The sequence below is a fragment of the uncultured Aliiroseovarius sp. genome, assembly GCF_947497285.1.
GTDB lineage: Bacteria > Pseudomonadota > Alphaproteobacteria > Rhodobacterales > Rhodobacteraceae > Aliiroseovarius.
Map to the genome: position 1 here is coordinate 77695 of NZ_CANMFT010000005.1, position 26893 is coordinate 104587.

26 protein-coding genes are annotated in these 26893 nt (G+C 60.1%); 19 read left to right on the forward strand and 7 right to left on the reverse strand.

What is annotated here, in order from left to right; translation table 11 throughout:
• From Q0864_RS10550 to Q0864_RS10565, 4 genes are all read right to left on the reverse strand, one after another.
• Positions 1 to 951, reverse strand: a complete 951-nt coding sequence (locus tag Q0864_RS10550) for a D-glycerate dehydrogenase (RefSeq protein ID WP_298569025.1) — start codon at positions 949 to 951, stop codon at positions 1 to 3.
• On the reverse strand, positions 951 to 1289 hold the full coding sequence (locus tag Q0864_RS10555) for a tRNA-binding protein (protein ID WP_248367889.1): 339 nt from the start codon (positions 1287 to 1289) through the stop codon (positions 951 to 953). Before Q0864_RS10555 ends, Q0864_RS10550 begins: the two co-directional genes overlap by 1 nt.
• Positions 1282 to 2109, reverse strand: a complete 828-nt coding sequence (gene proC / locus Q0864_RS10560) for a pyrroline-5-carboxylate reductase (RefSeq protein ID WP_298569029.1) — start codon at positions 2107 to 2109, stop codon at positions 1282 to 1284. The genes Q0864_RS10555 and proC overlap by 8 nt, the downstream gene beginning before the upstream one ends.
• 110 nt (positions 2110 to 2219) lie before the next feature.
• Positions 2220 to 2723: a YbjN domain-containing protein gene (locus Q0864_RS10565; protein ID WP_298569031.1), complete on the reverse strand. Its 504-nt coding sequence runs from the start codon at positions 2721 to 2723 to the stop codon at positions 2220 to 2222.
• A gap of 311 nt (positions 2724 to 3034) precedes the next feature.
• On the opposite strand from Q0864_RS10565, the gene Q0864_RS10570 reads away from it, so the two are divergent.
• The 4 genes from Q0864_RS10570 (at position 3035) to Q0864_RS10585 (ending at position 6263) form a co-directional block, all read left to right on the forward strand.
• Entirely contained in the window at positions 3035 to 4321 is a 1287-nt protein-coding gene (locus tag Q0864_RS10570; protein ID WP_298569033.1) for a lipoprotein-releasing ABC transporter permease subunit, read from the forward strand.
• A complete protein-coding gene (locus tag Q0864_RS10575) occupies positions 4314 to 4991 on the forward strand; it encodes an ABC transporter ATP-binding protein (RefSeq protein WP_298569035.1) in 678 nt (225 codons plus the stop codon). Before Q0864_RS10570 ends, Q0864_RS10575 begins: the two co-directional genes overlap by 8 nt.
• Positions 4992 to 5096: 105 nt before the next feature.
• Complete coding sequence (locus tag Q0864_RS10580; RefSeq protein WP_298569036.1) at positions 5097 to 5744, forward strand: DUF3047 domain-containing protein; 648 nt, start codon at positions 5097 to 5099, stop codon at positions 5742 to 5744.
• Between the two features lie 105 nt (positions 5745 to 5849).
• Positions 5850 to 6263: a cytochrome c gene (locus tag Q0864_RS10585; protein ID WP_298569038.1), complete on the forward strand. Its 414-nt coding sequence runs from the start codon at positions 5850 to 5852 to the stop codon at positions 6261 to 6263.
• Positions 6264 to 6939: 676 nt separating this feature from the next.
• Here the strand turns inward: Q0864_RS10585 and parE are convergent.
• Positions 6940 to 8898 carry a DNA topoisomerase IV subunit B gene (parE, locus tag Q0864_RS10590; RefSeq protein WP_298569040.1) on the reverse strand — a complete coding sequence of 653 codons (1959 nt, stop codon included), beginning with the start codon at positions 8896 to 8898 and terminating at the stop codon, positions 6940 to 6942.
• 158 nt (positions 8899 to 9056) lie between these two features.
• On the opposite strand from parE, the gene Q0864_RS10595 reads away from it, so the two are divergent.
• On the forward strand, positions 9057 to 10505 hold the full coding sequence (locus Q0864_RS10595; RefSeq protein WP_298569042.1) for a pyridoxal-dependent decarboxylase: 1449 nt from the start codon (positions 9057 to 9059) through the stop codon (positions 10503 to 10505).
• On the opposite strand, the gene truA is transcribed toward Q0864_RS10595, so the two are convergent.
• Positions 10495 to 11265, reverse strand: a complete 771-nt coding sequence (gene truA / locus Q0864_RS10600; protein ID WP_298569044.1) for a tRNA pseudouridine(38-40) synthase TruA — start codon at positions 11263 to 11265, stop codon at positions 10495 to 10497. The two genes, Q0864_RS10595 and truA, sit on opposite strands and share 11 nt — an antisense overlap.
• Before the next feature lie 132 nt (positions 11266 to 11397).
• On the opposite strand from truA, the gene Q0864_RS10605 reads away from it, so the two are divergent.
• The 3 genes from Q0864_RS10605 to Q0864_RS10615 are packed head-to-tail and all read left to right on the forward strand — an operon-like array spanning position 11398 to position 14260.
• A complete protein-coding gene (locus Q0864_RS10605) occupies positions 11398 to 12813 on the forward strand; it encodes a YcjX family protein (RefSeq protein WP_298569046.1) in 1416 nt (471 codons plus the stop codon).
• Positions 12813 to 13244, forward strand: a complete 432-nt coding sequence (locus Q0864_RS10610; protein WP_248367855.1) for a GNAT family N-acetyltransferase — start codon at positions 12813 to 12815, stop codon at positions 13242 to 13244. The genes Q0864_RS10605 and Q0864_RS10610 overlap by 1 nt, the downstream gene beginning before the upstream one ends.
• On the forward strand, positions 13244 to 14260 hold the full coding sequence (locus tag Q0864_RS10615; RefSeq protein ID WP_298569049.1) for a TIGR01620 family protein: 1017 nt from the start codon (positions 13244 to 13246) through the stop codon (positions 14258 to 14260). The genes Q0864_RS10610 and Q0864_RS10615 overlap by 1 nt, the downstream gene beginning before the upstream one ends.
• On the opposite strand, the gene Q0864_RS10620 is transcribed toward Q0864_RS10615, so the two are convergent.
• Positions 14252 to 14677, reverse strand: a complete 426-nt coding sequence (locus Q0864_RS10620; RefSeq protein ID WP_248367851.1) for a group III truncated hemoglobin — start codon at positions 14675 to 14677, stop codon at positions 14252 to 14254. The two genes, Q0864_RS10615 and Q0864_RS10620, sit on opposite strands and share 9 nt — an antisense overlap.
• 272 nt (positions 14678 to 14949) lie before the next feature.
• On the opposite strand from Q0864_RS10620, the gene ileS reads away from it, so the two are divergent.
• The 11 genes from ileS to moaD all read left to right on the forward strand — a co-directional run bounded on the left by ileS (position 14950) and on the right by moaD (position 26892).
• Positions 14950 to 17856 carry an isoleucine--tRNA ligase gene (gene ileS / locus Q0864_RS10625; protein WP_298569051.1) on the forward strand — a complete coding sequence of 969 codons (2907 nt, stop codon included), beginning with the start codon at positions 14950 to 14952 and terminating at the stop codon, positions 17854 to 17856.
• A 50-nt stretch (positions 17857 to 17906) separates the two neighbouring features.
• The gene (locus Q0864_RS10630; RefSeq protein ID WP_298569053.1) at positions 17907 to 18677 is read left to right on the forward strand and encodes an AAA family ATPase; all 771 of its coding nucleotides are present in this window, start codon (positions 17907 to 17909) and stop codon (positions 18675 to 18677) included.
• Positions 18678 to 18742: 65 nt separating this feature from the next.
• The gene (locus Q0864_RS10635; RefSeq protein WP_298569055.1) at positions 18743 to 19201 is read left to right on the forward strand and encodes a methylated-DNA--[protein]-cysteine S-methyltransferase; all 459 of its coding nucleotides are present in this window, start codon (positions 18743 to 18745) and stop codon (positions 19199 to 19201) included.
• Between the two features lie 66 nt (positions 19202 to 19267).
• Positions 19268 to 20194 (forward strand): ABC transporter ATP-binding protein, encoded by a 927-nt coding sequence (locus tag Q0864_RS10640; RefSeq protein WP_298569057.1) that lies wholly within the window; start codon positions 19268 to 19270, stop codon positions 20192 to 20194.
• Positions 20191 to 20952, forward strand: a complete 762-nt coding sequence (locus tag Q0864_RS10645; RefSeq protein ID WP_298569061.1) for an ABC transporter permease — start codon at positions 20191 to 20193, stop codon at positions 20950 to 20952. The genes Q0864_RS10640 and Q0864_RS10645 overlap by 4 nt, the downstream gene beginning before the upstream one ends.
• A gap of 79 nt (positions 20953 to 21031) precedes the next feature.
• Positions 21032 to 21829 (forward strand): S49 family peptidase, encoded by a 798-nt coding sequence (locus Q0864_RS10650; RefSeq protein WP_298569497.1) that lies wholly within the window; start codon positions 21032 to 21034, stop codon positions 21827 to 21829.
• 168 nt (positions 21830 to 21997) lie between these two features.
• Positions 21998 to 22966, forward strand: a complete 969-nt coding sequence (locus Q0864_RS10655) for a calcium/sodium antiporter (RefSeq protein ID WP_298569064.1) — start codon at positions 21998 to 22000, stop codon at positions 22964 to 22966.
• On the forward strand, positions 22967 to 23752 hold the full coding sequence (locus Q0864_RS10660) for an SDR family oxidoreductase (protein WP_298569067.1): 786 nt from the start codon (positions 22967 to 22969) through the stop codon (positions 23750 to 23752).
• A gap of 322 nt (positions 23753 to 24074) precedes the next feature.
• Positions 24075 to 25958 carry an excinuclease ABC subunit UvrC gene (uvrC, locus tag Q0864_RS10665; RefSeq protein WP_298569069.1) on the forward strand — a complete coding sequence of 628 codons (1884 nt, stop codon included), beginning with the start codon at positions 24075 to 24077 and terminating at the stop codon, positions 25956 to 25958.
• Between the two features lie 18 nt (positions 25959 to 25976).
• Entirely contained in the window at positions 25977 to 26651 is a 675-nt protein-coding gene (gene pgsA, locus Q0864_RS10670) for a CDP-diacylglycerol--glycerol-3-phosphate 3-phosphatidyltransferase (protein ID WP_298569071.1), read from the forward strand.
• Complete coding sequence (gene moaD / locus Q0864_RS10675) at positions 26644 to 26892, forward strand: molybdopterin converting factor subunit 1 (RefSeq protein ID WP_298569073.1); 249 nt, start codon at positions 26644 to 26646, stop codon at positions 26890 to 26892. The genes pgsA and moaD overlap by 8 nt, the downstream gene beginning before the upstream one ends.
• Position 26893 lies beyond the last annotated feature (1 nt).

The window sequence follows — 26893 nt, forward strand, 5'->3', positions numbered from 1 at the left end:
TCAGACAGGGCTAACCAAATCGTCACCCGCCGCGAAGGCTTCCAGGTTTTCTACGGCCAACATGCCCATCGCGGTGCGCACCTCTAACGTCGCGGTGCCCAGATGGGGCAGCAGGGTGACGTTTTCGCGGGCAATCAGCGCGTCGGGCACTTTGGGTTCAAACTCGTAAACGTCCAGCCCCGCGCCCGCGATTTGCCCTGCGTCCAGCGCGTTGATCAGGGCGGCCTCATCCACAATCTCTCCGCGCGCGATGTTCACGAAGATGGCGTGGTTTTGCATGGCTGCGAAGGTGTCAGCGTTGATCAGGTGACGGGTGTCAGCCCCGCCCGGCACGGCGACGACTAGGATATCACAGGCGGCGGCAACGTCCCCAATGCTGTCCATCTGGCGCGCCGGGAAAGACGGGGATTTCGGGGAGCGGTTGTAGAACACGACGTCCATCCCGAACCCATGATGACACCGCGCGGCAATCGCCTCGCCAATCCGCCCCATGCCAATGATGCCGATGGTCTTGCCGGTGACGTGCATTCCCAGCATTTGTGTCGGGTGCCATCCCTCCCATTGACCTGCGCGCACCAGCCGTTCGCCTTCACCCGCCCGGCGCGCGGTCATCAGGATCAGCGTCATCGCCGTGTCGGCGGTGGCGTCTGTCACCGCGCCCGGTGTGTTTGAGACTGCGACGCCATGCGCGCGGGCGGCGTCCACGTCGATATGGTTGTAGCCCACACCGAAATTGGCCAGCAACTTGGCGCGGATAGTCCCTGCCGCCTTGAACACCTCGGCCGAGTAGAAATCGCCCAGCGTGGGCAGCACCAGGTCGAAATCACGCAGGCTCGTCACCATCTCGTCATGCGACATGGATGTGGTATCCTCGCGCAGAGTCACATCGAAACCGGCACGGGCGCGGTCGATCACGGCGTCGGGCAGGGGGCGAGAGATAAAGAGCTTCATCAATACATCCTTGCGCCGTTGGGCACAGATTTATCCGGGGTCAACAGCACGATATCTTCGTTCTCGTCAGGTAGGCCAAGCACCAGAACCTCGCTCATCACCGGGCCGATCTGGCGAGGTGGGAAGTTGACGACGGCCAGAACCTCTTTGCCCACCAGCATTTCGGGGTCGTAATGCGTGGTGATCTGGGCCGAGCTTTTCTTCTCGCCAAGCTCTGGCCCGAAATCGACCCAAAGCTTGATGGCGGGCTTGCGGGCCTCGGGGAAGGGTTCGGCGCGGGTGATGGTCCCCTTGCGAATGTCCACTTTCAGGAAATCGTCGAAGCTAAGATCACCCATTTGCAAGCTCCTTGGATCGGTTGGCGGCGGCTGCGACGGCGCGGTTCAGCAGGGCGGGGAAGCCGTCTGTTTCGTTCATCAACACCTCAAGCGCGGCTGCCGTGGTGCCGCCGGGGCTGGTCACGTTGACCCTCAGTTGCGCGGGATCATCATCCGATTGCATCGCCAGCGCGCCTGCACCGGCGACGGTGGCCTTGGCAAGCTGCAATGATAGCTCTGGTGCCAGACCCTGCGTCGCCCCTGCAGCGGCCAGCGTTTCAATCAGGTGAAAGACATAGGCGGGGCCAGAGCCGGACACGGCGGTCACGGCGTCCATCTGATGCTCGCCGTCCAGTTGGACAACTTGCCCGACGGCGGACAATAGCGCCTCGGCCATATCCAGATGGGCGGGGGTCGCTTGATCGTTGCCGCAGATCGCCGTGATGCCGCGCGCGATGGCGGCGGGGGTGTTGGGCATGGCGCGGATGATCGGGGTTTGGTCCCCCAGCATCGCCTCGTAGGTGGCGATCGAGGTGCCCGCCGCGACCGACAGAAACAGCGTGTCGCCATTGCCGAATCCGGCCAGTGTGGGCAGCGCATCTGCCATCATCTGCGGTTTAACGGCGACCAGAACGATCGCCGGGTTGTCGGGCAGGTTCACGTTCAAGTTCAGACCCTCCTGCGCAGACAGCCAGTCCGATGGATAGGGATCGTTCACCCAGACCGACCCGGCGGGTAGACCTTGTGCCAGCCAACCTTCCAGCATCGCCGACCCCATTTTTCCGCAGCCCAGAAGCACAAGACCGCGTGCTTCCAGATCCTTCATATCACCAGCGCCCATGATGCGTCCTCCGTTGTTGAGGTCATGGATAACGCGCGGCTTGGGCGTGGGGCCAGCAAAAAAGCCCGGTCATCGACCGAGCTTTTCTGATGGAATGTCGAAAGTTGGGTTCAGGCGCGGCCGTAAGCTTCCGCGATGGCAACCTGAAGCGCGTCGTCTATGGTGCGATCGGTCCAGCAGACCAGTTGGAAGGCGGGATAGAACCGCTCGGACGTGGCGACTGCACTAGAGATCAGTTGATCGATCTGTTGCGGGCTGACGATCTGCCCGCCGTTCAGCGCAAGACCATAGCGATAGACCATGAGGCGCTGGTCGTGCCAATAGGTGAACGCCCCCGTCCAGCACATGTCGTTGGTGCGGTTCAGGGCTTCGTAAAGGCGCGGCAGACTGTCCTCGGGTGGCTCCATCTCGAACGTGCAAATCAGGCGCAGGGTTTCGTCATAGGGCGACCAAGCCAAGGTGATCGAATAGGTTCGCCATTGCCCCTCGACCGCCATTGCGATCTGATCGTCCGCGACGCGGTCAAACTCCCATGCGTGATGTTGCGCAATGGTCTCGACGACGTCGATGGGGTGAAGGTCTTCACTCTCGATGAATTGCTCGGTCGCGGACATGATATTGTCCTTCCATTCGTTTCAGCTTTGCGACCGGAAGAGAACCCGATTTGGCCACTAAAGCTTGATGCCTGTACTAGGTTCGGCGTTCTACGCACCTTACCCTTACTAGATATGGTGTCAGGTCACTGAGTCGCTGTAAAGACAAACTTTCCCATGTGAAGGAGTTGTCCACAGAAAACATTTGGTTCTCCACAGGTTAGGCCGAGTGGCCGCGAAGGGCGGAACAAAGCCGTCATTGCGTCGCCCGCTTGACCTTGCTTGCGCGAAGCCCCAGTTTGCGGCCATTGCGCAGGAGCCAGGAGCAGCAGGTGTCCAATCACACAACCCCGTTTTCGCGATTTGAATGGCAGATCGCGTGGCGATATCTTAGGGCGCGGCGCGCAGATGGCGGCGTCAGCACAATGACGTGGATCAGCCTGATCGGCATCACGCTGGCGGTCGCAGCCCTGATCATCACGCTGGCCGTGCGCACCGGGTTTCGGGACGAATTCGTCGATACGATCCTTGGCGCCAATGCTCATGTCGAGGTCTTCGCCCAAAGCCATGTGAATGAAACCGGTCAGGTTGTCAGCACGATTTCGGACTACGAAGGATGGGCTGACCGCATCGCCAAAGTGCCCGGTGTCACGCGCGCGGCCCCCTTGATTAAGGGTCAGGTCATGGCCAACCGCGGTCAGGCCAACGCCGGTGTCGAGGTGTTCGGCATCAGCTATGACGACCTTTTGACCATCCCGCGGATTGCCCGCCCTGAAAGCTTTCTGGGCGATATCTCGGCGTTTGAACAAGGCATCGCCATCGGGTCAGGTGTGGCCGCTGAGTTGGGGATTGGTCTGGGTGACAAGATCAAAATCATCTCGCCCAACGGGGTCAAGACAGCCTTTGGCACCAGCCCGCGGGTGAATGCCTATGAGGTGACCTATATCTTCACCGCCGGGCGCTGGGACATCGACCGCACGCGCGTCTATCTGCCCTTTGCCGAGGCGCAGAGCTTTTTCAACCGCGAAGGCACCGCAGACCAGATTGAGGTCATCGTCGAAGAGCCCGAAAAGGTGGATCGCTTGATCGAGGACATTCTGACCGCAACCGAAGAACCGTCATCCTACTGGACGTGGCGCAACCGCTCGGGCGCGTTCTTGCGGGCGTTGGATATGGAAGACAACGTGATGTTTATCATCTTGTCTGTGCTGGTGCTGATTGCGTCCATGAACATCACCTCTGGCCTGATCATGTTGGTCAAGAACAAGGGGCGCGATATTGGCATATTGCGGACGATGGGGCTGACCGAGGGGTCGATTTTGCGCATCTTCTTTTTGTGTGGGTCGCTCACCGGGATTGTTGGAACCATTCTGGGCGTTGTCGTTGGGTGCCTGTTCGCGCTCAACATTGACAGCATCTTTTCACTGGTAAACTTCATCGCCGGTGGGGGCGTTTGGGATCCGTCAATCCGCGGTATCTATCGGCTGCCAGCCAAGCTTGAATTCTGGGATGTCGCATCAGCGGTCGGTTTGTCACTGTCCCTGTCCTTTCTGGTGACCCTGTTCCCGGCGCGCAAAGCGGCCCGGATGAACCCGGTGGAGGCCTTGCGCTATGAGTGATCCGGTTTTGCGCCTGTCGGGCATCGAAAAGACCTATAACGAAGGCACGCCGGGCGAAATCCGGGTGCTTCGCGGGGCCGACCTTCAGATCGCGCGCGGCGAGGTCGTGGCGCTGGTCGCGCCCTCGGGATCGGGCAAGTCGACGCTTTTGCATATCGCCGGACTTCTGGATACGGCCGATGCAGGTCACGTGTCGATCAAAGGGCAGGACATGGGCGCGCAATCTGACCGAAGGCGCACGACCACCCGCCGCAACGAAGTGGGGTTCGTCTATCAATTCCACCACCTGCTGCCGGAATTTACCGCGCTTGAGAACATCGTGCTGCCGCAACTGGCCAACGGTATCAGCGACAAGGCCGCACGCGATCACGCGATGTCGCTGATGGCGCGTGTCGGTGTGGACGGTCGCGCCACTCACCGCCCGGCCGAAATGTCGGGCGGCGAACAGCAGCGCGTTGCCTTCTGTCGGGCGCTTGCCAACCGGCCCGCGCTTTTGTTGGCAGACGAGCCGACCGGCAACCTTGATCCTGATACCGCCGACACGGTGTTCAACGCGCTGATGGAGCTGGTGCGCGATACTGGCCTGTCCGCTCTGATCGCCACCCATAACCTTGAGCTGGCATCACGGATGGACCGCACGTTGCGGCTGGACGGCGGTGTCATCGCATGACCGCTCGCGGTGGCTAACAATCCCGTGTGGTCTGGCGAAGTGGGATTGCGCCCAGCACAGGGATTGGCAAAGTCGGATCAACGTTCACCATGCTGAGCCTGCGACATGCGTTCCTTGATCAAGCCAATCACCCTGGCCCTTGTGCTGAGTGCACCCCCTGCCTTGGCCGGACCGGTTGGCTTCGGTGATTGGCGGCAGCACTGGTTTGCGCGCTTCGCGGATGTGGATTTCACCTATTCAACCGGGTCGCTGGCGGTGCAGGCCAATGCAGCCGTGTCGATCACCTATAAGCTGCTGGACCAGAGCCACTGGGAGGCTCGGGCGGCGCGCTGGTCTTGGTCGGTGGACCAGACCGTGCCCGGAACGGATTTGCGACTAAAGGGCGGGGATGACCGCAACCTTGCGCTCTATTTCGCGTTTCTACCCAAGGCCGAGGCGCAACGCTCGGGCGCATCGCGCAACCTTCGCAAATTGCTAAAGCATCCAGAGGGGCGGGTTCTGGTCTATGTCTGGGGTGGGGATCACGGGCGCGGTGCGGTGCTGCCTTCGCCCTATCTGGGCGCGCGCGGCAAGACCGTGGTGCTCAGGCCATCTGGCACCGGGGCGCATGCGGAAAAGGTCGATCTGGTTGCGGACTATCGCCGGGCCTTCGGCGAGGCACCCCAGGCGCTGGTCGCGCTGGCCGTGTCGTCTGACAGCGATGACACCAATACGGTCACGCGCGGACAGATCACGGATTTGGTTTTGAACTAACCCCTCATGATCGCAGGAGGAAACCCGCCCGCTCACCGCGTTTTGGTTGAACCTGCCGGGCGGCGTGCTAGGTTGGCGCAACGCCACTTACAGCTGCGAGGTCCCATGCTGCGTGCCCCCTTGATCCTTCCGCTTCTGATTTTGCCCCTTGCCGCGTGCGAGCCCAGCGGCCCCTTTGCCGCGAAAGCGACGGGGCCGGACCTGTCCAGCATGACCGGGGGCGAGATCTTTGCCGAAAACTGCGCCGCGTGCCACGGGACGGACGCCAAAGGCGGCCCACTGCCAGACGCACCCGACCTGACCACGCTGACCGCCCGCCACAGCGGCAAATTCCCCACCCGCTACGTCATGTCCACCATCGACGGCTATGCCAAAGCCGACACCCACGGCCCCATGCCTGAATTTGGCGCCCTTCTGGAGGGCGAAATGGAGGTTTGGGTGGACGAGAAAGGCGTTCAGACGCCAACACCGGCTGCGCTGATCAGGCTGGCGGAGTATTTGGAGTCTGTGCAGGGGTGAGATTTCGCGGACCTTCCGTCCGGTCGATAGACCGGGCAGCGCCCCGTCGACCTCTCGGTGTTTGCTTGCAATCATCGAGAGGTAATCCGCCCCACGGGAGGGCGCTTTTGCAACGCATCAACATGCGGAACGGGATCAGGTGTGGTGAGCGGGTGCCTCACGAGAGGGATACGTGCGCCGACCCAGGGTCGGGCGCTGCCCGTCCCTTTAGCACGCAAAGATGCCAGAAACGGACATCGCGGTTAGTTGGTTTAGTCATAGTCCAAAATGCAACCCCTAATTTCTGGGCCGTAAAAATGTCTGCCCGCTGGAATTGGTGACTAGATCAAAACTTGGGGTGCTAGCAGCCCATTCAGTGCAGGTCTTGTCCAAACGCTTTCGCACTCCGTGGTTATCTAGAAAACTAACAGGTACTTCGCCATCTGGGAGTAATGCCGATAGGGCCCAAATCATCGCTTCAAACGTTCTTTGCCGGTCCCGGTTTGGGGGATAGGCTTTTGTCGGCGCCTCAACTTCCCAGGAATGATCAGGGCGCCAGGTAGAAATTGGGACGGAGGCAGGCCTGCCGCTATCGCCAGCGAATAAGAATTGAATTCGATTGCCGCCGATCTGAACTGTGACGGTTTTCACAGGCTCATCTCTCTCGCCCTCTATAATAAGGTCTAGCCTCTGGAGATTACACATCCAACTCCTCCACAAACCGCGCGTTCTCTTGGATATACTGGAACCGCAATTCCGGCTTCTTCCCCATCAACTGCTCGACCAAAGCCGCTGTCTCACCCGGTTCATCCTCGTCAATCGTGACGCGGATCAGCTTGCGGGACGCCGGGTCCATCGTGGTTTCTTTCAGGTCTTTCGCGTCCATCTCGCCCAGACCCTTGAACCGGCTGACGTCGATCTTGCCTTTGCCGCCCAGACCTTTCTCCAGCCACTCATCCCGCTCGGCCTCGTCAAGACAATAGACGCGTTTGGCGCCTTGGGTCAGGCGAAACAGTGGCGGGCAGGCCAGATACAGGTGGCCGGTGTCGATCATCGGGCGCATTTGGGTGAAGAAGAACGTCATCAACAGCGCCGCGATATGCGCGCCGTCGACGTCCGCGTCGGTCATGATGATGATTTTGTCATAGCGCAGGTCGTCGACGTTGAACCTTGTGCCCAGCCCGACGCCAAGGGCTTGGGTCAGGTCGCTGATTTCGGCATTGGTGCCGATTTTTGAGCCTGCCGCGCCCAGCACGTTCAGGATTTTCCCGCGCAGGGGCAAAAGCGCCTGCGTCTTACGACTGCGCGCCATTTTGGCCGACCCACCGGCCGAGTCGCCCTCGACAATAAACAGCTCGGTGCCTTCGCGGTTGGTGGCGGAGCAATCGACCAGCTTGCCGGGTAGGCGCAGTTTCTTGGTGGCGGTCTTGCGCTGCGTCTCTTTTTCCTGCCGGCGGCGCAGGCGTTCTTCGGCGCGCAGGACGAGGAAATCAAGGATTGCACCGGCGGATTTCGTGTCCGCCGCCAGCCAGTTGTCAAAATGGTCGCGCACGGATTGTTCGACCATCTTGGTGGCGCTTTCCGTGGACAGTCGGTCCTTGGTTTGCCCCACGAAAGACGGGTCGGCGATGAAGCACGACACCAGCGCGCAGCCGCCTGTCATCAGGTCGTCGCGGGTGATATTGGCGGCCTTCTTGTTGCCCACCAGCTCTCCATACGCCTTGATGCCCTTCAGCATCGCGGCCCAGAACCCGGTGACATGGGTGCCGCCTTCTGGTGTCGGCACGGTGTTACAGTAGGATTGCAGGTAGCCATCCATCGACGGCGTCCAGTTGATCGCCCATTCGACATAGCCGGGTTGGTTAAACCGCTCCTGAAACGTGACTTTGCCGGCAAACGGCGCATCGGCATAGACCGACGCGCTGCCCAGTGTTTCTTTTAGGTAATCGGACAGGCCCCCGGGGAAGTGGAACACCGCCTCGGTCGGGGTTTCGCCGTCGTCGATATGGGATTTCCAGCGGATTTCAACGCCCGAGAACAGATAGGCCTTGGACCGCACCAGCGTGAACAGCCGTTTGGGCTTGAACCTGTGGTGGCCAAAGATTTCCTCGTCCGCATGGAAGGTGATGTCGGTGCCGCGTCGGTTGGGGGCCGCGCCGATTTTCTCAACCGGGCCAAGAGGGATGCCGCGCGAAAAGCGTTGCTCGAACAGTTCTTTGTTCTTCGCCACCTGCACGACCATCGTGTCTGACAGAGCGTTCACCACGGACGAGCCAACGCCGTGCAGACCGCCTGATGTCTGATACGCCTTGCCCGAAAACTTGCCGCCCGCGTGCAGTGTGCACAAGATCACCTCAAGCGCGGATTTGTCGGGGAACTTCGGGTGCGGATCAATCGGGATGCCGCGCCCGTTGTCGCGGACCGTCACGGCGTAATCTTCGTGCAGCTCAACCTCGATCCGGTTGGCGTGACCCGCGACCGCTTCGTCCATCGAGTTGTCAAGGATTTCTGCCACCATATGGTGCAGCGCGCGTTCATCCGTGCCGCCGATATACATGCCGGGCCGTTGGCGAACGGGTTCAAGGCCCTCAAGCACCTCGATGGACGAGGCGTCGTAGTCGTCAGGCCCTTGGCCGGCCAGAAGGTCTTGGCTCATTTACATACTGCCCTGAATGCTGCTCTGGTTTGTTCTGCTGTGTTCTGAGCGGGCATTATGGCAGAGCCAGCACACGGGGAAAAGAGCGTGTCGGCCTTGGGCTTTCTTTTCTGCCCTTTTTCACTACGCTCTGCACGAAGAGTGAAAGGGACGCGACCATGAGTGAACCCCCAGAGCAGCCCGGATCTGAGCGCCAATCAGATGGCGCTGCGCTTACGCCAGACGATTGGGAGGCGTTTCGCAACGGCGCGCACCAGCTTTTGGATCGATGCATCAACCAAATGCGCGACAGCGAGGATCACCCGTGGCAGGCACCCCCTTCAGATATCGCCAAGCGATACGCGATTGGCCCGGACCGTGACCTTTTGAGCAGCCTCACCGATGACGTGTTGCCCTTTCATGGCGGTAATACCCACCCGAAATTTTGGGGCTGGGTGCAGGGCAGTGGGCTGGCGTCGGATCTGTTGGCGGGGATGGTCACCGCGACGCTGAACGCCAACCTTGGCGGACGCCACCATGGTGCGAATGAAATGGAACGGGCCGTCGTGGACTGGACCCGGCAGCAAATGGGGTTTGGGCCGCAGGCAAGTGGCGTGCTGGTCACCGGCAGTTCGCAGGCGACAGTGATCGCGCTTCACGCTGCGCGAGTGCACTGCCAGCCGGATACCCGAAGCGCCGGCAGCGCCCAAGGCCTGACAGTTTACGCCGGTGAAGGGGTGCACAATGCGACGCTGAAAGCGGTCGAACTGCTGGGTCTGGGGCGCAGCGCGTTGCGCCTTGTGCCGCAGCATGAGGGCGCGATTGATACAGGAGTGCTGCGACAGACGATTGCGCAGGACACAGCGCTGGGGTTACGCCCGATGGCGATTGTCGCAACGGCCGGGTCGGTCGATACCGGCAGTTTTGACGACCTGTCCGCGCTGGCAGATACTGCGCGCGACACAGGGGTCTGGCTGCATGTTGATGGGGCGTTTGGGGCGTGGACCCGGCTTGCCGCGGACCCCTGGCATGCGCTGACCAACGGCATAGAGCGCGCCGACAGTATCGCGCTGGATTTTCACAAGTGGATGTATGTGGGTTATGATTGCGCAATGGCGTTGCTCGCAGATAAAGGCGCGCATCGTGCGGCCTTCGCGACGCGCCCGGCCTATCTGAAAGGCGCCGAAGGTGGGTTGGCCGCCGGAGAGCCTTGGTTTTGCGACTACGGCACCGATCTGTCACGCGGCAATCGGGCGCTTAGGGTCTGGTGCGCGCTTCAGATGTTCGGGCGCGATGCCTTTTGCACGGCGATCACGCGCAACTGCGCTCAGGCCAAATTGATGGCAGATCTGGTTGAGGCGCGCGGCATGGAACTGATGGCCCCTGTCGTGTCGAATGTTTGTGTTTTCAACGCCGCTCCACACCTGCCCGCCGATGAACAATCCGCCCTGAACAGCAAAATCGCCACGGCGCTTCAGATCGAACAGCAGACGGTCTTTTCGACCACAACGCTTGCGGGGGTCACATGCCTGCGGGCGGCGATTACCAACCACCGGACAGACGACCACCATATTCGTGAGGCAATCAACGCTGTTCAGGCCATCGCGCAGGCCGTGCCTAGTCCTTGAACGGGTCGTCGGGATAGGTGACACTGGCAAGGTAAAGCCCATCGGGCGAGCACACCGGCCCGCAGGCCGCGCGGTTGCGCGCCTCTAGCGCGCGACTGACATCATCGGGCACCCATGCACCGATCCCCACCCGCTCCAGCGTGCCAACGAAGCTGCGCACCTGGTTGTGCAGAAACGACCGGGCGCGCACGTGAAAGCGATACTCGGTGCCGTTGGGGATCTCGACCTGCTCTACGCGCAATTCGCCCAGCGTCTTGACCGGGCTGTCTGCCTGACAAACGGTTGAGCGAAAGGTGGTGAAGTCATGGCGCCCCAACAAACGATCCGCACCGGCCTGCATGGCGTCCGCGTCCAGCTTGTGTTTGATATGCCACGCCAGCCCGCGATCATGGGTCAGTGGGGCGCGGCGGGAAATCAGGCGATACAGATACCGTCGCTCTAGCGCCGAGAAGCGCGCGTGGAAATCATCGTCAACGCGGGCGCAATCGACAATCGCGACCCGCAACCCGCGTAGATGAAAATTCAGTGCCTCGGACAGCCGGAAGGCATCCCAATCTTTTGTTAGATCGCAATGGGCCACCTGTGCCAGCCCATGCACACCTGCATCGGTGCGCCCAGCCGCCGCGATATTGTGCGCGCCGGGTTCAAGTTTCGCCAGCGCAGCCTCGATCGCCCCCTGAACCGAGGGTTGCTCTTTCTGGCGCTGCCAACCGGCAAAACCTGCGCCGTGATATTCGATCTTCAAAGCGTATCTGGGCATGGCATTCCGCATACCGCGCGATGACGGTGCGGGCAAGGCGCGACTCCAAGGGGAGAGCGCATTGAAAGCTCCCCTCTGGCACATGGGTGTCCGCGCGCCTATGTTCAGCCTAATTGAAAGACGGAGGCACCTGTGGGGCTAGGCGATATCGCAGACAGTATCACGCGTCAGATCGAAGCGATCGGCGACGCGACCAGCGAGGCGCTGTTCGAACCGGTGATCCGCTTGGGCGTGACCGGGTTGTCACGCGCGGGCAAGACCGTTTTCATTACGTCGCTGGTGGCAAACCTGATGAACAGGGGGCGAATGTCCGGCCTGATGGCAGCGGCCGATGGGCGTATTCAAACGGCGTTTCTGCAACCTCAGCCAGACGATACGGTGCCGCGTTTCGATTTCGAAACACATCTGGCGGCGATGACCGGGCCGACCCCGCATTGGCCTGCCTCAACCCGCGCGACGTCGGAGTTGCGGCTGTCGTTTCGGGTTCAGCCCTCGGGTCTGTTGGGTGGGCTGCGTGGGCCGCGCACCGTGCATCTGGATATCGTGGATTACCCCGGTGAATGGCTGTTGGATTTGTCACTGCTGGACCTCAGCTATACCGATTGGGCCGCGCAGGTGTTGGACCGGATCGCGGACCGCCCCCAGGCGGACAGCTATCTGGGCATGCTTCAGGGCATCGATGGGGCCGCACCGCTTGACGAAATGGAGGCCAAGCGCCTTGCTGGCGGATTTGCCGGCTATCTGACCGCCGCGCGCGAGGATGGATATAGCGACTGCACGCCGGGGCGTTTCCTGCTGCCCGGCGATATGGAGGGAAGCCCGGCCCTGACCTTCGCCCCGATCCCGCATCCCGACACCACCCCGCGCAAAAGCTTGTGGCGCGAGATGGAGCGCCGGTTCGAGGCCTATAAATCCCGCGTGGTAAAACCGTTCTTCCGCAATCATTTCGCCAAGATCGACCGTCAGATCGTGCTGGTGGATGTGCTGGGCGCGATCCATTCCGGCCCCGCTGCGCTGGAAGACCTGCGCCGCGCGATGGCCGAGATCCTGACCGCCTTTCGCCCCGGCGCGAATGCGTTTCTCAGCTCGATCTTCTTGGGGCGGCGGGTCGAACGCATCCTCTTTGCCGCCACCAAGGCCGACCACCTGCATCACAGCCAGCACCCCCGCCTGACCGCGATCACCGAGGCGCTTTTGCGCGAAGCCCGTGATCGCGCAGATTTTGCGGGCGCCAAGACCGCCGCGATGTCCATCGCCGCGCTGCGCACCACGGTCGAGGAACGGTTGGAGCATGACGGCCAAACGCTTGACTGCGTGCGCGGGACGTTGCTGGACAGCGGCAAGACGGCCGCGTTCTATCCCGGCGCGCTGCCCGATGACCCATCCCGCCTTCTGTCGCCCGCGCGTGACGGGGCCGAGGCGTGGTTGGATGCAGATTACCAGATCATGCGGTTTGCGCCTGCCGCTGTCACGCTCAGACCCGGCGAGGGGCCGCCGCATATCCGGCTGGACAAGGCCGCGGAATTTCTGATCGGGGATCGCCTGTGATGATCGCGCCAGCAACCCCGGCGGACGTGCCCGCGATTGCCAATATCCTGACCGGTTGGGTGGCCGCGACGCCGTGGATGCCGCGCGTCCACAGCCGCGCGGATGAAAAGGGGTTCGCGCGGATGCTGGTGGATCGCGGCTGGACCGTGGTCGCGCGTGAACGGGGCCGCGTGCGGGGGTTTCTGGCCCGTGACGGGGGCGAGGTTCATGCGCTCTACCTGTCGCCTGCCGCGCGTGGTCGGGGCATGGGCAAGGCGCTGCTGGATCAGGCTAAAACCGCCCGCGCCGATCTCGCGTTGTTTGCGTTTCAAGCCAACGAAGGCGCCTGTCGCTTCTATCGGCGCGAGGGCTTCACCGAGGCGTTTCGCACCGATGGCGCGGGCAATGACGAAAACCTGCCGGACATACGGTTCATCTGGAGGGCCGCGTGATGGCTGACACCCCAAAGAAGTCCACGGGCCCGGTCCTGATCGAATTGGGTGATGCGCCACGGGCCACGCCCGCCGACGCCCCGCCGGTGCCCGAGTTGGCCGCGGTCGATGCCACGGGGACCGCGATGCAAGGCGCGATCAGTTTTGCGGGCCGTAAACGGTCGCGTCTGGCGCGTTGGTTCTGGTCGCTTCTCATGGCGATCATGGGGTTTGTGCTGTCGGTCGCCGCCTACGACTTCGTGACGGGTCTGATCGAACGCCAGCCTCTGCTGGGATATGCAGCGCTGGGTCTGGTCGCGGCGTTCATTCTGGTTCTGCTGGTCATTGCGCTGAAGGAATGGGTGGCCTTCGCCCGGTTGCGGCGCGTCGACAGCCTGCACCGCGCGTCTGAAGCTGCGATTGCCCATGGCGACCTGACCGAGGCGCGGCGCGTGGTGGACCGCCTGAAGCAGCTTTACCACGGGCGCGACGATCTGCGCTGGGGGCTGGAACGCATGACCGAGCGCGAAGGCGATGCTTTCGACGCCGACACACTGTTTGCTTTGGCTGAGGCCGAGTTGATGGCCCCGCTGGACGCCGCCGCCTTGAAAGAGGTCGAAGCCGCCGCCCGTCAGGTCGCGACCGTCACCGCCATCGTGCCGATCGCACTGGCCGATGTAGCAACAGCCCTGACGGCCAATATCCGTATGATCCGCCGCGTGGCCGAGATCTATGGCGGTCGCTCTGGTGCGCTGGGCAGTTGGCGGCTGACCCGCGCTGTGATGGCGCATCTTGTCGCCACCGGGGCCGTCGCGGTGGGGGATGACATGATCGGGTCGCTGGCTGGCGGTGGGATGCTGTCCAAGCTCAGCCGCCGGTTTGGCGAAGGCGTGGTGAATGGCGCGCTGACCGCCCGCGTGGGTGTGGCCGCGCTTGAGGTCTGTCGCCCGCTGCCCTTCGGCCCCAAGAAACGCCCAAGCGTCACCGGAATTGTGAAACGTGCCCTGACAGGGCTGTTCGGGACGAAGTCAGAATAGTTTGGGCGGGGCAGAGGCAGGCCTGCGCGTATCCTCCATCTGGAACTTGAAGGCCCGTCCGATGCGCTGCGCCAAGGCGATCCACGTATTGGCCAGATCTTCGGGTAGTTCCTGACGCAATACCTCCTCGAACATCTCAAGCCACGGGGCGAAATGCTCCAGCCGGATGTCGGGCGACCCAACATGAACGCGCATCGGGTTCCCGTCATACCCTTTCTCACGCAAGATCGCGTTGCGCCAAAAGCTTTCAATCTTGTCGATATGGGCGGCCCACTCGGCGTCGGTTTCGCCTATATGGGCGTTGAACACCGGGCCAAGCTCGGGGTGGCGTCGAATGCGCGTATAAAACACCTGCATGACCCGCGCGATCTGGTCGCCGGACACGGGAAAGCGGGCAAGGGGGTTGAGGTCAGTCATGGTGGCTCCTGCTAATCTGATGCTTTTAGTCAGATTAGTGTGCGGGCGAAAGAGACAATTGCGCGCACCACGTCATGATCTTTGCCGGTCTGCCAAGTCTTTACGCCGCCGACCCACGCGCCTATAACGCGCCCATGATGCACGCCAAAGCCATCATTATTCGAATTATCAGCCCGGCGCTCTGACCCACTGAGCCGCCGGGACAAGGCGTATGGACGACCCGCGCCGACCCATCCGATAGATTGCGAAATATCCTGAAAAGGACCGGACACATGTGTGCCGACACCCCTGAATACAAAGACACTTTGACGCTTCCCGTCACCGAATTCCCCATGCGCGCAGGCCTGCCCAAGCGCGAGCCTGAATGGCTGGCCCGGTGGGAAAAGATCGGCGTCTATGACCGCCTGCGCGAAAAAGAAGGCCGCACGCCCTTCGTGCTGCACGATGGCCCCCCCTATGCCAACGGGCATCTGCATATCGGTCACGCGCTGAACAAGACGATCAAGGACATGATCGTGCGCAGCCACCAGATGATGGGGTTCGACGCGCGTTATGTGCCGGGCTGGGATTGTCACGGTCTGCCCATCGAATGGAAGATCGAAGAGCAGTATCGCAAGAAGGGCAAAGACAAAGACGACGTCGACGTGGTCGATTTCCGTCAGGAATGTCGCAAGTTCGCGGAAGGCTGGATCGACATCCAGCGCGACGAATTCAAGCGGCTGGGCATCACCGGCAACTGGGCCGATCCCTATCTGACGATGGATTTCCACGCCGAGCGCGTGATCGCCGAGGAATTCATGAAATTCCTGATGAACGGCACGCTGTATCAGGGGTCCAAACCCGTGATGTGGTCGCCGATTGAGCAGACTGCGCTGGCTGAGGCCGAGGTGGAATACCACGACAAGGAAAGCTTCACAATCTGGGTGAAATTCCCGGTCGCGACAGATGGTGACCTGAAAGGCGCGAACGTGGTTATCTGGACCACGACTCCTTGGACGATCCCGTCGAACAAAGCCGTGGTCTATGGTGAAAACTACGATTACGGACTTTATGAAGTGACCGACACCCCGGCGGAATGCTGGGCCAGTAAAGGCGACCGCTTTCTTCTGGCGGACAAGCTTGCCGGTGACGTATTCGCCCGCGCCCGCCTTGACGACAACCAGTGGACGCGCGTTCGGGACGTCAAGGCGGACGAACTGGCCACGCTGTCGCTGAACCACCCTCTGGCGGGTGCCGAAGGCGGGAATGGCGAATGGGATGATCAGCGTGACTTCCGCGCCGCCGATTTCGTCACCGATGAAGAAGGCACCGGTTTCGTCCATTGTGCGCCGTCTCACGGGATGGAAGAATTCGAGCTTTACCGTGACCTTGGGATGCTTGAGCAGGTCATTACCTACAACGTGCTTGATGACGGATCATTCCGTGCAGATCTGCCCTTCTTTGGCGGAACATTCATTCTGTCGCGCAAAGGTGGCGAAGGCGATGCCAACAAGACCGTGATCGACAAGCTGGTCGAGGTTGGCGGGTTGCTGGCCCGTGGCAAGATCAAGCACTCCTATCCGCATTCATGGCGGTCGAAAGCGCCGATCATCTATCGCAACACGCCGCAATGGTTTGCGAGCGTGGATAAAGAGGTCGGTGACGGGCAGGACGAGATGGGCAAGACCATCCGCACCCGCGCGCTGAACTCGATCGACCAGTTGGTGAAATGGTGGCCGCAATCGGGGCGCAACCGACTGTATTCGATGATCGAGGCGCGGCCCGATTGGGTTCTGTCGCGTCAACGCGCATGGGGCGTGCCGCTGACCTGTTTCACCAAGAAAGGTGCTCTGCCGACTGACCCGGACTTCCTGCTGCGTGACGCAGGCGTCAACGCCCGTGTCGCCGAGGCGTTCGAGGCTGAAGGCGCGGACGCATGGTATAAAGACGGCGCCAAGGAGCGCTTCATCGGGGATGCAGCGAACCCCGACGACTATGACCAGGTGTTTGACGTGTTGGACGTGTGGTTTGACAGTGGCTCGACCCACGCGTTCGTCCTGCGCGACCGTGAAGACGGCACGCCGGACGGCATCGCGGATGTCTATATGGAAGGCACCGACCAGCACCGCGGTTGGTTCCACTCCTCGCTTCTGCAGGCCTGCGGCACCAAGGGGCGCGCGCCTTACAAGAACGTCGTGACGCATGGTTTCACGCTGGACGAAAAGGGCATGAAAATGTCCAAGTCACTTGGCAACACCATCGTGCCTGAAACGGTCGTGAAACAATATGGCGCGGATATCCTGCGCTTGTGGGTGGCCCAGACGGACTACACGGTCGATCAGCGGATCGGGCCGGAAATCCTGAAAGGTGTGGCCGACAGCTATCGTCGCCTGCGCAACACCATGCGCTTCATGCTGGGCAACCTGGCCGATTTCTCTGAGGATGAGAAAGTGGCCGCGGCCGACATGCCAGAACTGGAACGCTGGGTTCTGCACCGTCTGGCGGAACTCGATCACACGGTGCGCGAGGGGTATAAGACCTTCGACTTCCAAGGTGTCTTCTCGGCCGTGTTCAACTTCGCGACCGTGGACCTGTCGAGCTTCTATTTCGACATCCGCAAGGACGCGCTGTATTGCGATGGGGCCGACAGCCTGAACCGCCGCGCCGCGCGCACGGTGCTGGATATCCTGTTCCACCGTCTGACCACGTGGCTTGCGCCCGTTCTGGTCTTCACGATGGAAGAGGTTTGGCTGGAACGCTTCCCCGGCGACCAAAGCTCGGTGCATTTGATCGATTTCCCGAACACGCCCGCCGACTGGCTTGACGAACCGCTGGCCGCGAAATGGTCAGGCATCCGCAAGGCTCGTCGCGTGGTGACAGCCGCACTGGAAATCCAGCGCCGCGACAAGGTGATCGGGGCCTCGCTTGAGGCCGCGCCTGTCGTGCATGTGCGCGATAAGGATGTTCTGGCGACGCTGAAATCGGTGAACTTTGCCGATATCGCGATCACCTCGGCGGTGTCGCTGACCAACGACCCGCTGCCATCCGAAGCTTTCCGCCTGCCGGAAATCGAAGGTGTGGGCGTGGTGTTTGAAAAAGCGTCGGGCGAGAAATGCCAGCGTTGCTGGAAAATCCTGCCGGATGTGGGCAAACACAGCCACCCAGGCACTTGCGAACGCTGTGACGAGGCGCTTGGCTAAGACAGCAAGGGCGGGCCAATGGCTCGCCCTTTCCGAAAGGGGACAGGTCGATGGCGAAACGAACGCGCGAAACCAAGCTCCCGTCGCCTTATCTGAAACGGCTCTGGGTGCGGCTTGATGCCTTGCCGCTGCCGGAAGGATATCCCTTCAGCTTGCCGTGGGTGTCGGATGATTTTGAGTTGGAATTCGACAATCCGGTCACGATCTTTTGCGGTGAGAATGGGTCGGGAAAATCAACCCTGATCGAAGCCATCGCAGAGGTTTGCGGGTTTAGCGATACGGGCGGCAACCGGTCTGTTGGCGCGACATCCGACGATGGCGGGCTTGAGGTGAACGGGGCCGCACTGGGGCGCGTGATGCGTGGAAGCTGGCTGCCCAAAGTGACCAACGGTTGGTTTTTTCGTGCAGAGACATTCTTTTCGATGGCGCGCAGGCTTGATGCTTTGGGCAGTCCGAACGCCGATTTCCTGTCCAATTCCCATGGCGAGGGCTTCCTGCGCTTTTTCGGGGAACGTATGGAACGACAGGGAATTTACCTGTTCGACGAACCTGAAAGCGCGCTGTCGCCACGCAGACAAGTCGAGTTGTTGCAGTTCTTGATGAATGTGCAGCAGACGGGCAGTTCCCAGGTGGTTCTGGCGACTCATTCGCCCATCCTGATGGCAACACCCGGCGCAGATTTGCGGCGGATGACCCATCGCGGCATCGTCGCGTGCTCTTACCGCGAAACTGAGCATTTCAAGCTTTACCAGTCCTTCGCACAGGACCCGGAAGCGTTCTTGAAAGCGGCGCTTGAAGGGGATTGGGACGCCATTTCTTAGGGTCTGCGGCCTGCTAGGCGCAGAATTCGGATTGCGGGCACTGCTTGGCTGGGCCAGTGTGCGGTATGCTTCAGATGTCATTCCATTCTCCTGTCGGACCTTTGGTCATCCACGAGGACGATGAGGCCATAGTGCGGCTTGGTTGGGGGCGCGCCACCGACAATGCGGACACGCCTTTGCTGCAAGAAGCGCACGCGCAGCTCACGGCCTATTTTGGCGGAAGTTTGAAACGCTTCGACCTGCCCACCTATGTAAACGGTTCGGATTTTCAGCGCGCGGTGTGCGACGTCATGTCGGCCATTCCGTATGGCGAAACTCTGACCTATGGCGACATCGCAAAGCTAACCGGAAACTCAGCCCAAGCTGTGGGTAATGCGTGTGGTGCCAATCCGATTCCGATCATCATCCCCTGCCATCGCGTGATGGGGGCCGGGGGCAAACTGGTTGGATTTTCCGGTGCCGGAGGGGTCGAAACGAAAGTTCATCTGTTGCGCCTTGAAGGCGCGGCCGGGCTTCTTATCTGATTTTTTCGGCCGCTGGTCATTGCCGGCAAAATCAGGCAACGTGGCGGCGCGCAACAGGGGGACAAAATGGCGACCATTCTGAACGTCAAGGGCGTGACCAAAACCTATGACGGTGGTCACGAAGCCTTGAAAGGCGTCGATCTTGAGATCGAAGAGGGCGAGATTCTTGCCCTGCTGGGTCCAAATGGTGCTGGCAAAACAACTCTGATTTCGATCATCTGCGGCATTGCGACCGCAAGCTCTGGGCAAATCACCGTCGGGGGGCATGATCATGTGACCCAATACCGGGCTGCACGCGAGATGATTGGCCTTGTGCCGCAGGAAATCAATCTGGAGCCGTTTGAAACCGTGATGAACACCGTTCGGTTTTCGCGCGGTCTGTTCGGACGGCCGCGCAATGACGCACGGATCGAAGAAATCCTGAAACTGCTCAGCCTGCATGACAAGAAGGACAACAGGATCATGACGCTGTCTGGCGGCATGAAGCGGCGTGTGCTGATTGCAAAGGCACTGTGCCATGACCCCAAGATCTTGTTTCTGGACGAACCCACCGCCGGTGTCGATGTCGAGCTGCGCAAGGACATGTGGGACATCGTGGCCAAACTGAAAGAGACGGGTGTCACAATCATCCTGACCACCCACTACATCGAAGAAGCCGAGGCGATGGCGGACCGGATCGGTGTCATCTCGAACGGTGAAATCCTGTTGGTCGAAGACAAAGCCGCCCTGATCAAGCGTTTGGGGCAGAAAGAACTATTGATCGAGCTGGATCATCCCATCGACGCAATCCCCGAAAGCCTGTCCCACCATGCGCTGACCATCGGCGGCGTGCAGGAACTGGTTTACGCCTATGACGTTCAGGGTGACAGCACCGGGATCACCGGGCTGCTGGCGGACCTGCGCGCGGCCGGGCTTCACTTGGCGGACCTGTCCACGCGCCAAAGCTCGCTTGAGGATATCTTCGTCGACCTGGTGAAGGAAAAGACGGCATGAACTGGAATGCAATCACCGCGATTTATCGGTTTGAAATGGCGCGCACCTTTCGAACCCTGGTGCAGTCGATCATCTCTCCGGTCCTGTCAACGTCGCTATACTTTATCGTTTTTGGGGCCGCCATCGGGTCGCGCATCGAACAGGTCGAAGGTGTCAGCTATGGTGCCTTTATCGTGCCGGGGCTGATTATGCTGACCGTGTTGACGCAAAGCATCGCCAATGCCTCGTTCGGGATCTACTTCCCGAAGTTTATCGGCACGATTTATGAACACCTCTCGGCGCCGATTTCCTTCTATGAAATCGTCATCGGCTATGTCGGTGCGGCAGCCACGAAAGCCTTCCTGATTGGCATGATCATCCTTGCGACCGCACATTTCTTTGTGGATCTGACCATTGAACACCCGGTTTGGATGATGGCGTTTCTTGTGCTGACCTGCATCAGCTTCGCGCTGTTAGGGTTTATCCTTGGCATTTGGGCGCAAAACTTTGAACAATTGCAGCTGGTGCCGATGTTGGTGGTCACGCCACTCGTATTTTTGGGCGGATCGTTCTATTCGATCTCGATGCTGCCACCCGTTTGGCAGACAATCACCTTGTTCAATCCGGTGGTCTACCTGATCTCTGGCTTCAGATGGGCCTTCTTCGGGATGGCTGATGTGTCGCTTGGCTGGTCGGTGCTGGCGATCCTGTCCTTCATGGCCGCCTGCCTTCTGACGATCCGCTGGATCTTCCGCAGTGGCTATCGGCTGCGCAGCTGAGGAGGGGTGTTTGCAACATGACGAAAAGCGTATGCCCCGCACCCTTGTTTGAGCCTGAAGGGCGGTCTACATGACAGCCATGACACCATTCATACCCTTTTTGAAGAAGCCGCCGCTGGTCAATGTTATCCGGCTGTCGGGAACAATTGCCACCGGGACGCGCGGTCAGTTGAATGACGCAAGTCTTGCCCCTTCGATCGAGCGGGCGTTTCGCAAGGGCAGGCCGAAAGCGGTGGCGCTGGTCATCAATTCCCCCGGTGGAAGCCCGGTGCAATCCAACTTGATCACTGCGCGCATTCGTCGGTTGGCGATTGAAAACAATCTGCCGGTCTATGCATTTGTCGAAGACGTTGCAGCTTCGGGGGGCTATTGGCTGGCGACGGCAGCTGACGAGATTTACGCTGATGAATGCTCGATCCTAGGCTCGATCGGGGTCATCTCGGCCAGCTTCGGGTTGACGGGGCTGATCGAAAAGCTGGGCGTCGAACGGCGGGTCTATACCGCGGGCAAGTCAAAATCCATGCTGGACCCGTTTCAGGCGGAGAAACCTGCGGACGTAAAGCGATTGAAAGCCCTGCAAGAAGACATCCACGCGGCATTCAAAGCGCAGGTCAAATCGCGGCGCGGTGACAAGCTGCCGGAAGGCGAGGACCTGTTTACAGGTGACATTTGGCTGGGACGGGCCGCGATTGAAAAAGGGCTGGCTGATCGAATTGGCCATGTGGTGCCAACGATGAAAGAGAAGTTCGGGGACAAGGTGCGCTTTCGCATCTACGGCCCGCGCCGCAACCTGATTGGCCGTTTTGGTCTTAGCTTTGCGGCCAATTCCCTTGCCGCCCTTGAGGAACGTGCGGAATACGCGCGGTTTGGTCTTTGAATGGTCATCAAGGTCGTCGTTCTGTTCCTTGTGGGCATGGGTGTCTTGGCAATGTTTGGCAAGTTGCGCTATCCCGGTCAGCAACGTATCGAGGCGTTGAAGTGTAAGCGTTGCGGGCGGTATCGCCTGGGGAAAGCCCCGTGTGATTGTAAAGGGAAGGGCTAAGACTTGGATCTGATCTATGCCTCGCTTGGCCTTGTGATCCTTTTGCTGGCGGGCGACAGCCTTGTGCGCGGTGCAGTCAACCTGTCGCTGCGCCTTGGGGTGCCCGCGCTGATCGTCTCGCTGACGATTGTCGCTTTCGGCACGTCTGCACCCGAGTTGTTGATCTCGGTTCAGGCAATTGCGGAAAACGTGCCCGGTTTGGCGATGGGCAACGTGGTCGGATCGAACACGGCCAACATCCTGTTGGTGCTCGGTGTGCCTGCGCTTATGGCAGGGTTGTCGACCGGCAATTGCGACACAAAGAAAAGCTATTTGCAGATGATGGGCGCGACCGTGCTGTTCATCATCCTCAGCCTTCAGGGCGTCATCACATGGGTGCAAGGTCTGGTGCTTCTGGCTGCCTTGGGGCTGATGCTAAGCTCTGCTTTTCGCGTGGCGCTGTCGCATCGCCGCGCGACAGCCAACGGGGCACTGGTCGCCCTGGACGACGAAGAAGAGGTCGAAGGCGCCGACCCCGACATGCCGTGGTGGAAGGTCATACTGTTCCTTGTGCTGGGTCTGATCGGTTTGCCGCTGGGGGCAGATCTGCTGGTTGACGCTTCGACCAATATCGCGCGTCACTATGGGGTTTCAGAAACGGTGATCGGACTGACTTTGGTCGCGCTTGGAACGTCACTGCCGGAACTTGCCACGACCGTGATGGCCGCCTTGCGCAACCAAGCCGAGGTTGCACTGGGAAATGTCATCGGGTCGAACATGTTCAACCTGCTTGCCATCATCGGGATTGCCTCGTTGGTTGGCCCGATCCCGGTCGAGCCGGGCATCCTTAAGTTTGACCTGTGGGTGATGCTGGGGGCGTCGGCGCTTTTGGCGCCGTTCGTGTTCCTGAAATGGCATATGGGCCGCGTCTGGGGCATCATTCTTTCTGTGCTGTATGTCGCCTATATTCTGGCCGTTCTGGGAGGTGCATAAGTGGTGCAGAAACGCGCATTGGTGACAGGCGCCGGCGCGCGGTTGGGGCGTGCCATGGCCTTGGAGCTTGCGCGCGCCGGATATGATGTTGCGGTGCATTTTGGCACCTCCGAAGATGGCGCGCGTGAAACCGCAGACGCCATTCAAGCGTTGGGGTGCAGTGCTGTGACCTTGCAGGCCGACCTGCTGGACATGGCGCAGGTCGACACGCTTGTGCCGCGCGCCGCCAAAGCATTGGACGGACCGCTGAATGTGCTGATCAACAACGCTTCGATTTTCGAACATGACACTTTGGCCAGCGCGACGCAGGACAGTTGGGACCGCCACATGTCGTCGAACCTGCGCGCCCCATTCTTTTTGACGCAGGCTTTTGCGGCTCAGGCGCCCAGGGCGACGCTGGATGAGAGCGGCGAAAGCATGCCGCACGCTTTGGTGGTCAACATGCTGGATCAACGGGTTCGGAAGCCGACGCCCGAGTTTATGACCTACAGCCTTGCCAAACACGCCTTGTGGGTGTTGACCCAGACCGCCGCACAGGGTCTTGCCCCGGATATTCGTGTAAACGCCATCGCGCCCGGATCCACTTTGATTGGGGCGCGACAATCTCCGGCCCATTTCCAAGCGCAGCGGGCCGCATCAATCCTGAAGCGCGGCGCAAATAGCGATGATATCACGGCAGCGCTTGCCTATTTTCTGGCAGCACCTGCGGTCACGGGACAGATGATTGCGGTGGATGGCGGGCAACATTTGGGATGGGAAACGCCTGATATTCTGGGTGTCGAATAAGGCAGGCTGCTTGTGCGAACGGTTGCTTGCAACAAAACCGACGCGAAAGTTGTGCACCTGTGAAATTGTCAAACGTCGATGGTCATATTTTCTGCAATGATTTCATTTATTTACAGTGTGTTCATATTTCTTTCCTTTAATAACAAGGGCTTATATATGTGCCTAAAAAATAGGCAGATCAACGAAGCAGACCGAAAACAAAGGATTTTTCTTGATGCGCAAAACATGTCCTCAGAGTTATCCACAGAAAATGTGGGCATGTTTTCTCTTGTGCAAGGCGCGGTAAGGTTGCAGACGCGCAGAGAATCGGAAATGTGCCGACATGAGCCAAGATGAACCGCAGGCGAACGCCGCAACAGCCGCCACACCAACCGGGTATGAGGTTGTCCAGACCTATCTGAAAACGCTCGACAATTCGCCGGGTGTTTACCGAATGCTCGATGCAAAGGGGCGGGTCTTGTATGTCGGCAAGGCGCGAAACCTGAAGAAACGCGTTTCGAACTATGCCAAGCCCACGGGGCATTCGGCGCGGATCGCGCGGATGATCAGCCAAACGGCCTCGATGATGTTTCTGACGACGCGCACGGAAACCGAAGCCCTGTTGTTAGAGCAGAATCTGATCAAGCAATTGAAGCCTCATTTCAATGTGCTCTTGCGCGACGACAAAAGCTTTCCAAACATTCTTGTGACGGGGCACGACTATCCACAGATCAAGAAGCATCGCGGCGCGCGCAGGGAAAAAGGCGCCTATTATGGACCGTTTGCCAGTGCAGATGCGGTGAATAGGACGCTGAACCAGTTGCAGAAGGTGTTCTTGCTTCGCAATTGCTCGGACGCGATGTTCGAAACCCGCACCCGGCCTTGTCTGCAATACCAGATCAAGCGGTGTTCTGGCCCATGCGTTGGGAAAATAGATGCCGAGGGATACGCCACCCTTGTGCGCGATGCCGAGGATTTTCTGTCGGGCCGCACAACAAAAATGCAGGAAAATCTGGCCGGTGAAATGCAAGCAGCCTCCGAGGCGATGGAGTTCGAAAAGGCCGCCATCCTGCGCGACCGTATCCGCGCGTTGACCCAGGTTCAGCAAGCACAAGGCGTCAACCCGCGCGGCGTGGCCGAGGCGGATGTAATCGCGTTGCACATGGAAGGGGGGCAGGCCTGTGTGCAGGTCTTTTTCATCCGCGCGCACCAGAACTGGGGCAACCGCGATTTCTATCCGCGCACAGGGGCGGGCGCTGGGCCGGGCGAGGTGCTGCAAGCGTTCGTCGGGCAGTTCTACGACCAAAAGGAACCACCGCGGTTGATCCTTCTGTCCGACCCGCTGGATGAACAGGACCTGATGTCACAGGCGCTTGGCGAAAAGCTGGGTCGCAAGGTTGAAATCTCGGTCCCGTTGCGCGGTGAGAAATCGGAACTGGTTGCCAACGCCCAACGCAATGCCCGCGAAAGCTTGGGCCGCAAGATGGCGGAAACGGCCACGCAAGCCCGTCTGCTGGAGGGGCTTGCGCAGGCCTTCGATCTGGTTGGCCCGCCACAGCGGATCGAGGTTTATGACAACTCGCACATACAGGGGGCACATGCGGTGGGCGCGATGATTGTAGCCGGGCCGGAAGGCTTCATGAAAAGCCAGTATCGCAAGTTCAACATAAAGGGCGATGACCTGACCCCCGGTGACGATTTCGGTATGATGAAAGAGGTGCTGACCCGCCGTTTCAAGCGCCTTTTGAAAGAAGATCCCGACCGCGAGGGTGAACACTGGCCCGAACTGCTGTTGATTGATGGCGGTGCGGGGCAGGTCAGCGCGGTGCATCAGATCATGGAAGAGCTGGGTGTGACCGACATTCCGATGATCGGGGTGGCGAAGGGGGTCGATCGCGATCAGGGGAAAGAAGAATTCTACCGACGGAAAAAGCGCCCCTTCGCGTTGAAACGGAATGACCCGGTTCTGTATTTCATCCAACGTCTGCGCGACGAAGCGCATCGCTTCGCGATCGGCACCCACCGCGCCAAACGCGCGAAAGCGCAGGGGGCGACACCGTTGGACGACGTGTCCGGCGTCGGGGCCGCGCGCAAACGCGCGCTTCTTGCTCATTTCGGATCGGCCAAAGCCGTCAGCCGCGCAGGGCTTGAGGACCTCAAGGCCGTGGATGGTATTTCCGAAACACTGGCGGAAACCATCTATGGCTTCTTCCATGACAAAGGCTGACGCGGTAAGGATAATCCCATGAAATGGAACCTGCCAAATATCCTGACCGTTGCCCGGCTTGTTGCCGCGCCCTTGTTGCCGGTCATGTTTCTTTACTTCGCGCGTCCTTGGGCGGATTGGTACGCGATGATCCTGTTCATCGTGGCCTCGATCACCGACTACCTTGATGGCTACTTGGCGCGTGCGTGGAAGCTTGAAAGCCTGTTTGGCGCGGCGATGGACCCGATTGCCGACAAGGCGATGGTGTTGATCGCGCTGCTTGTCATCAATGGTTATGCGGGCGTGACGCCTTGGATCTTGCTGCCCTCGGCGCTGATCATCTATCGCGAAGTCTTTGTGTCTGGCTTGCGCGAAACCCTGGGCGACAAGGCACGTGCGCTAAAGGTCACCAATCTGGCGAAATGGAAAACGACAGTGCAGATGGTGGCGATTGCCATTCTGTTCTCGACCGGGATTTTCCAGCACAGCTTCATTGATCGCATTCAAGGCATGGATCAGGCCACAATTGATGGCGTGTTTGACGGCACTGTCACTGACGAGGTCGGGCTTCTGTTTTACGAGGCTGCAGGCCGCTGGTCGGCATGGGTTGGGATCGCACTGCTGTGGATTGCAGGCGCCCTGACCGTCGTAACCGGATGGGATTATTTCCGAAAGGCGATGCCTTTTCTGAAAGAGGAGCAAGACCATGGTTGAGGTCATGTATTTCGCGTGGGTGCGTGAACGCATCGGTGAACCGCGTGAAAAGATCGAGACAAAGGCCGAAACAGTTGCCGAATTGGTGAGCGAATTGCGCGCGCGCGAACCGCGCTATGCTGCGGCGTTCGAGGATTTGTCAGCCCTGCGGGTGGCGTTGGATCAAGAGCTTGCAGATTTCGATGCGCCCTTGAAAGGGGTCAGAGAAGTCGCGTTCTTCCCACCGATGACCGGGGGATAAG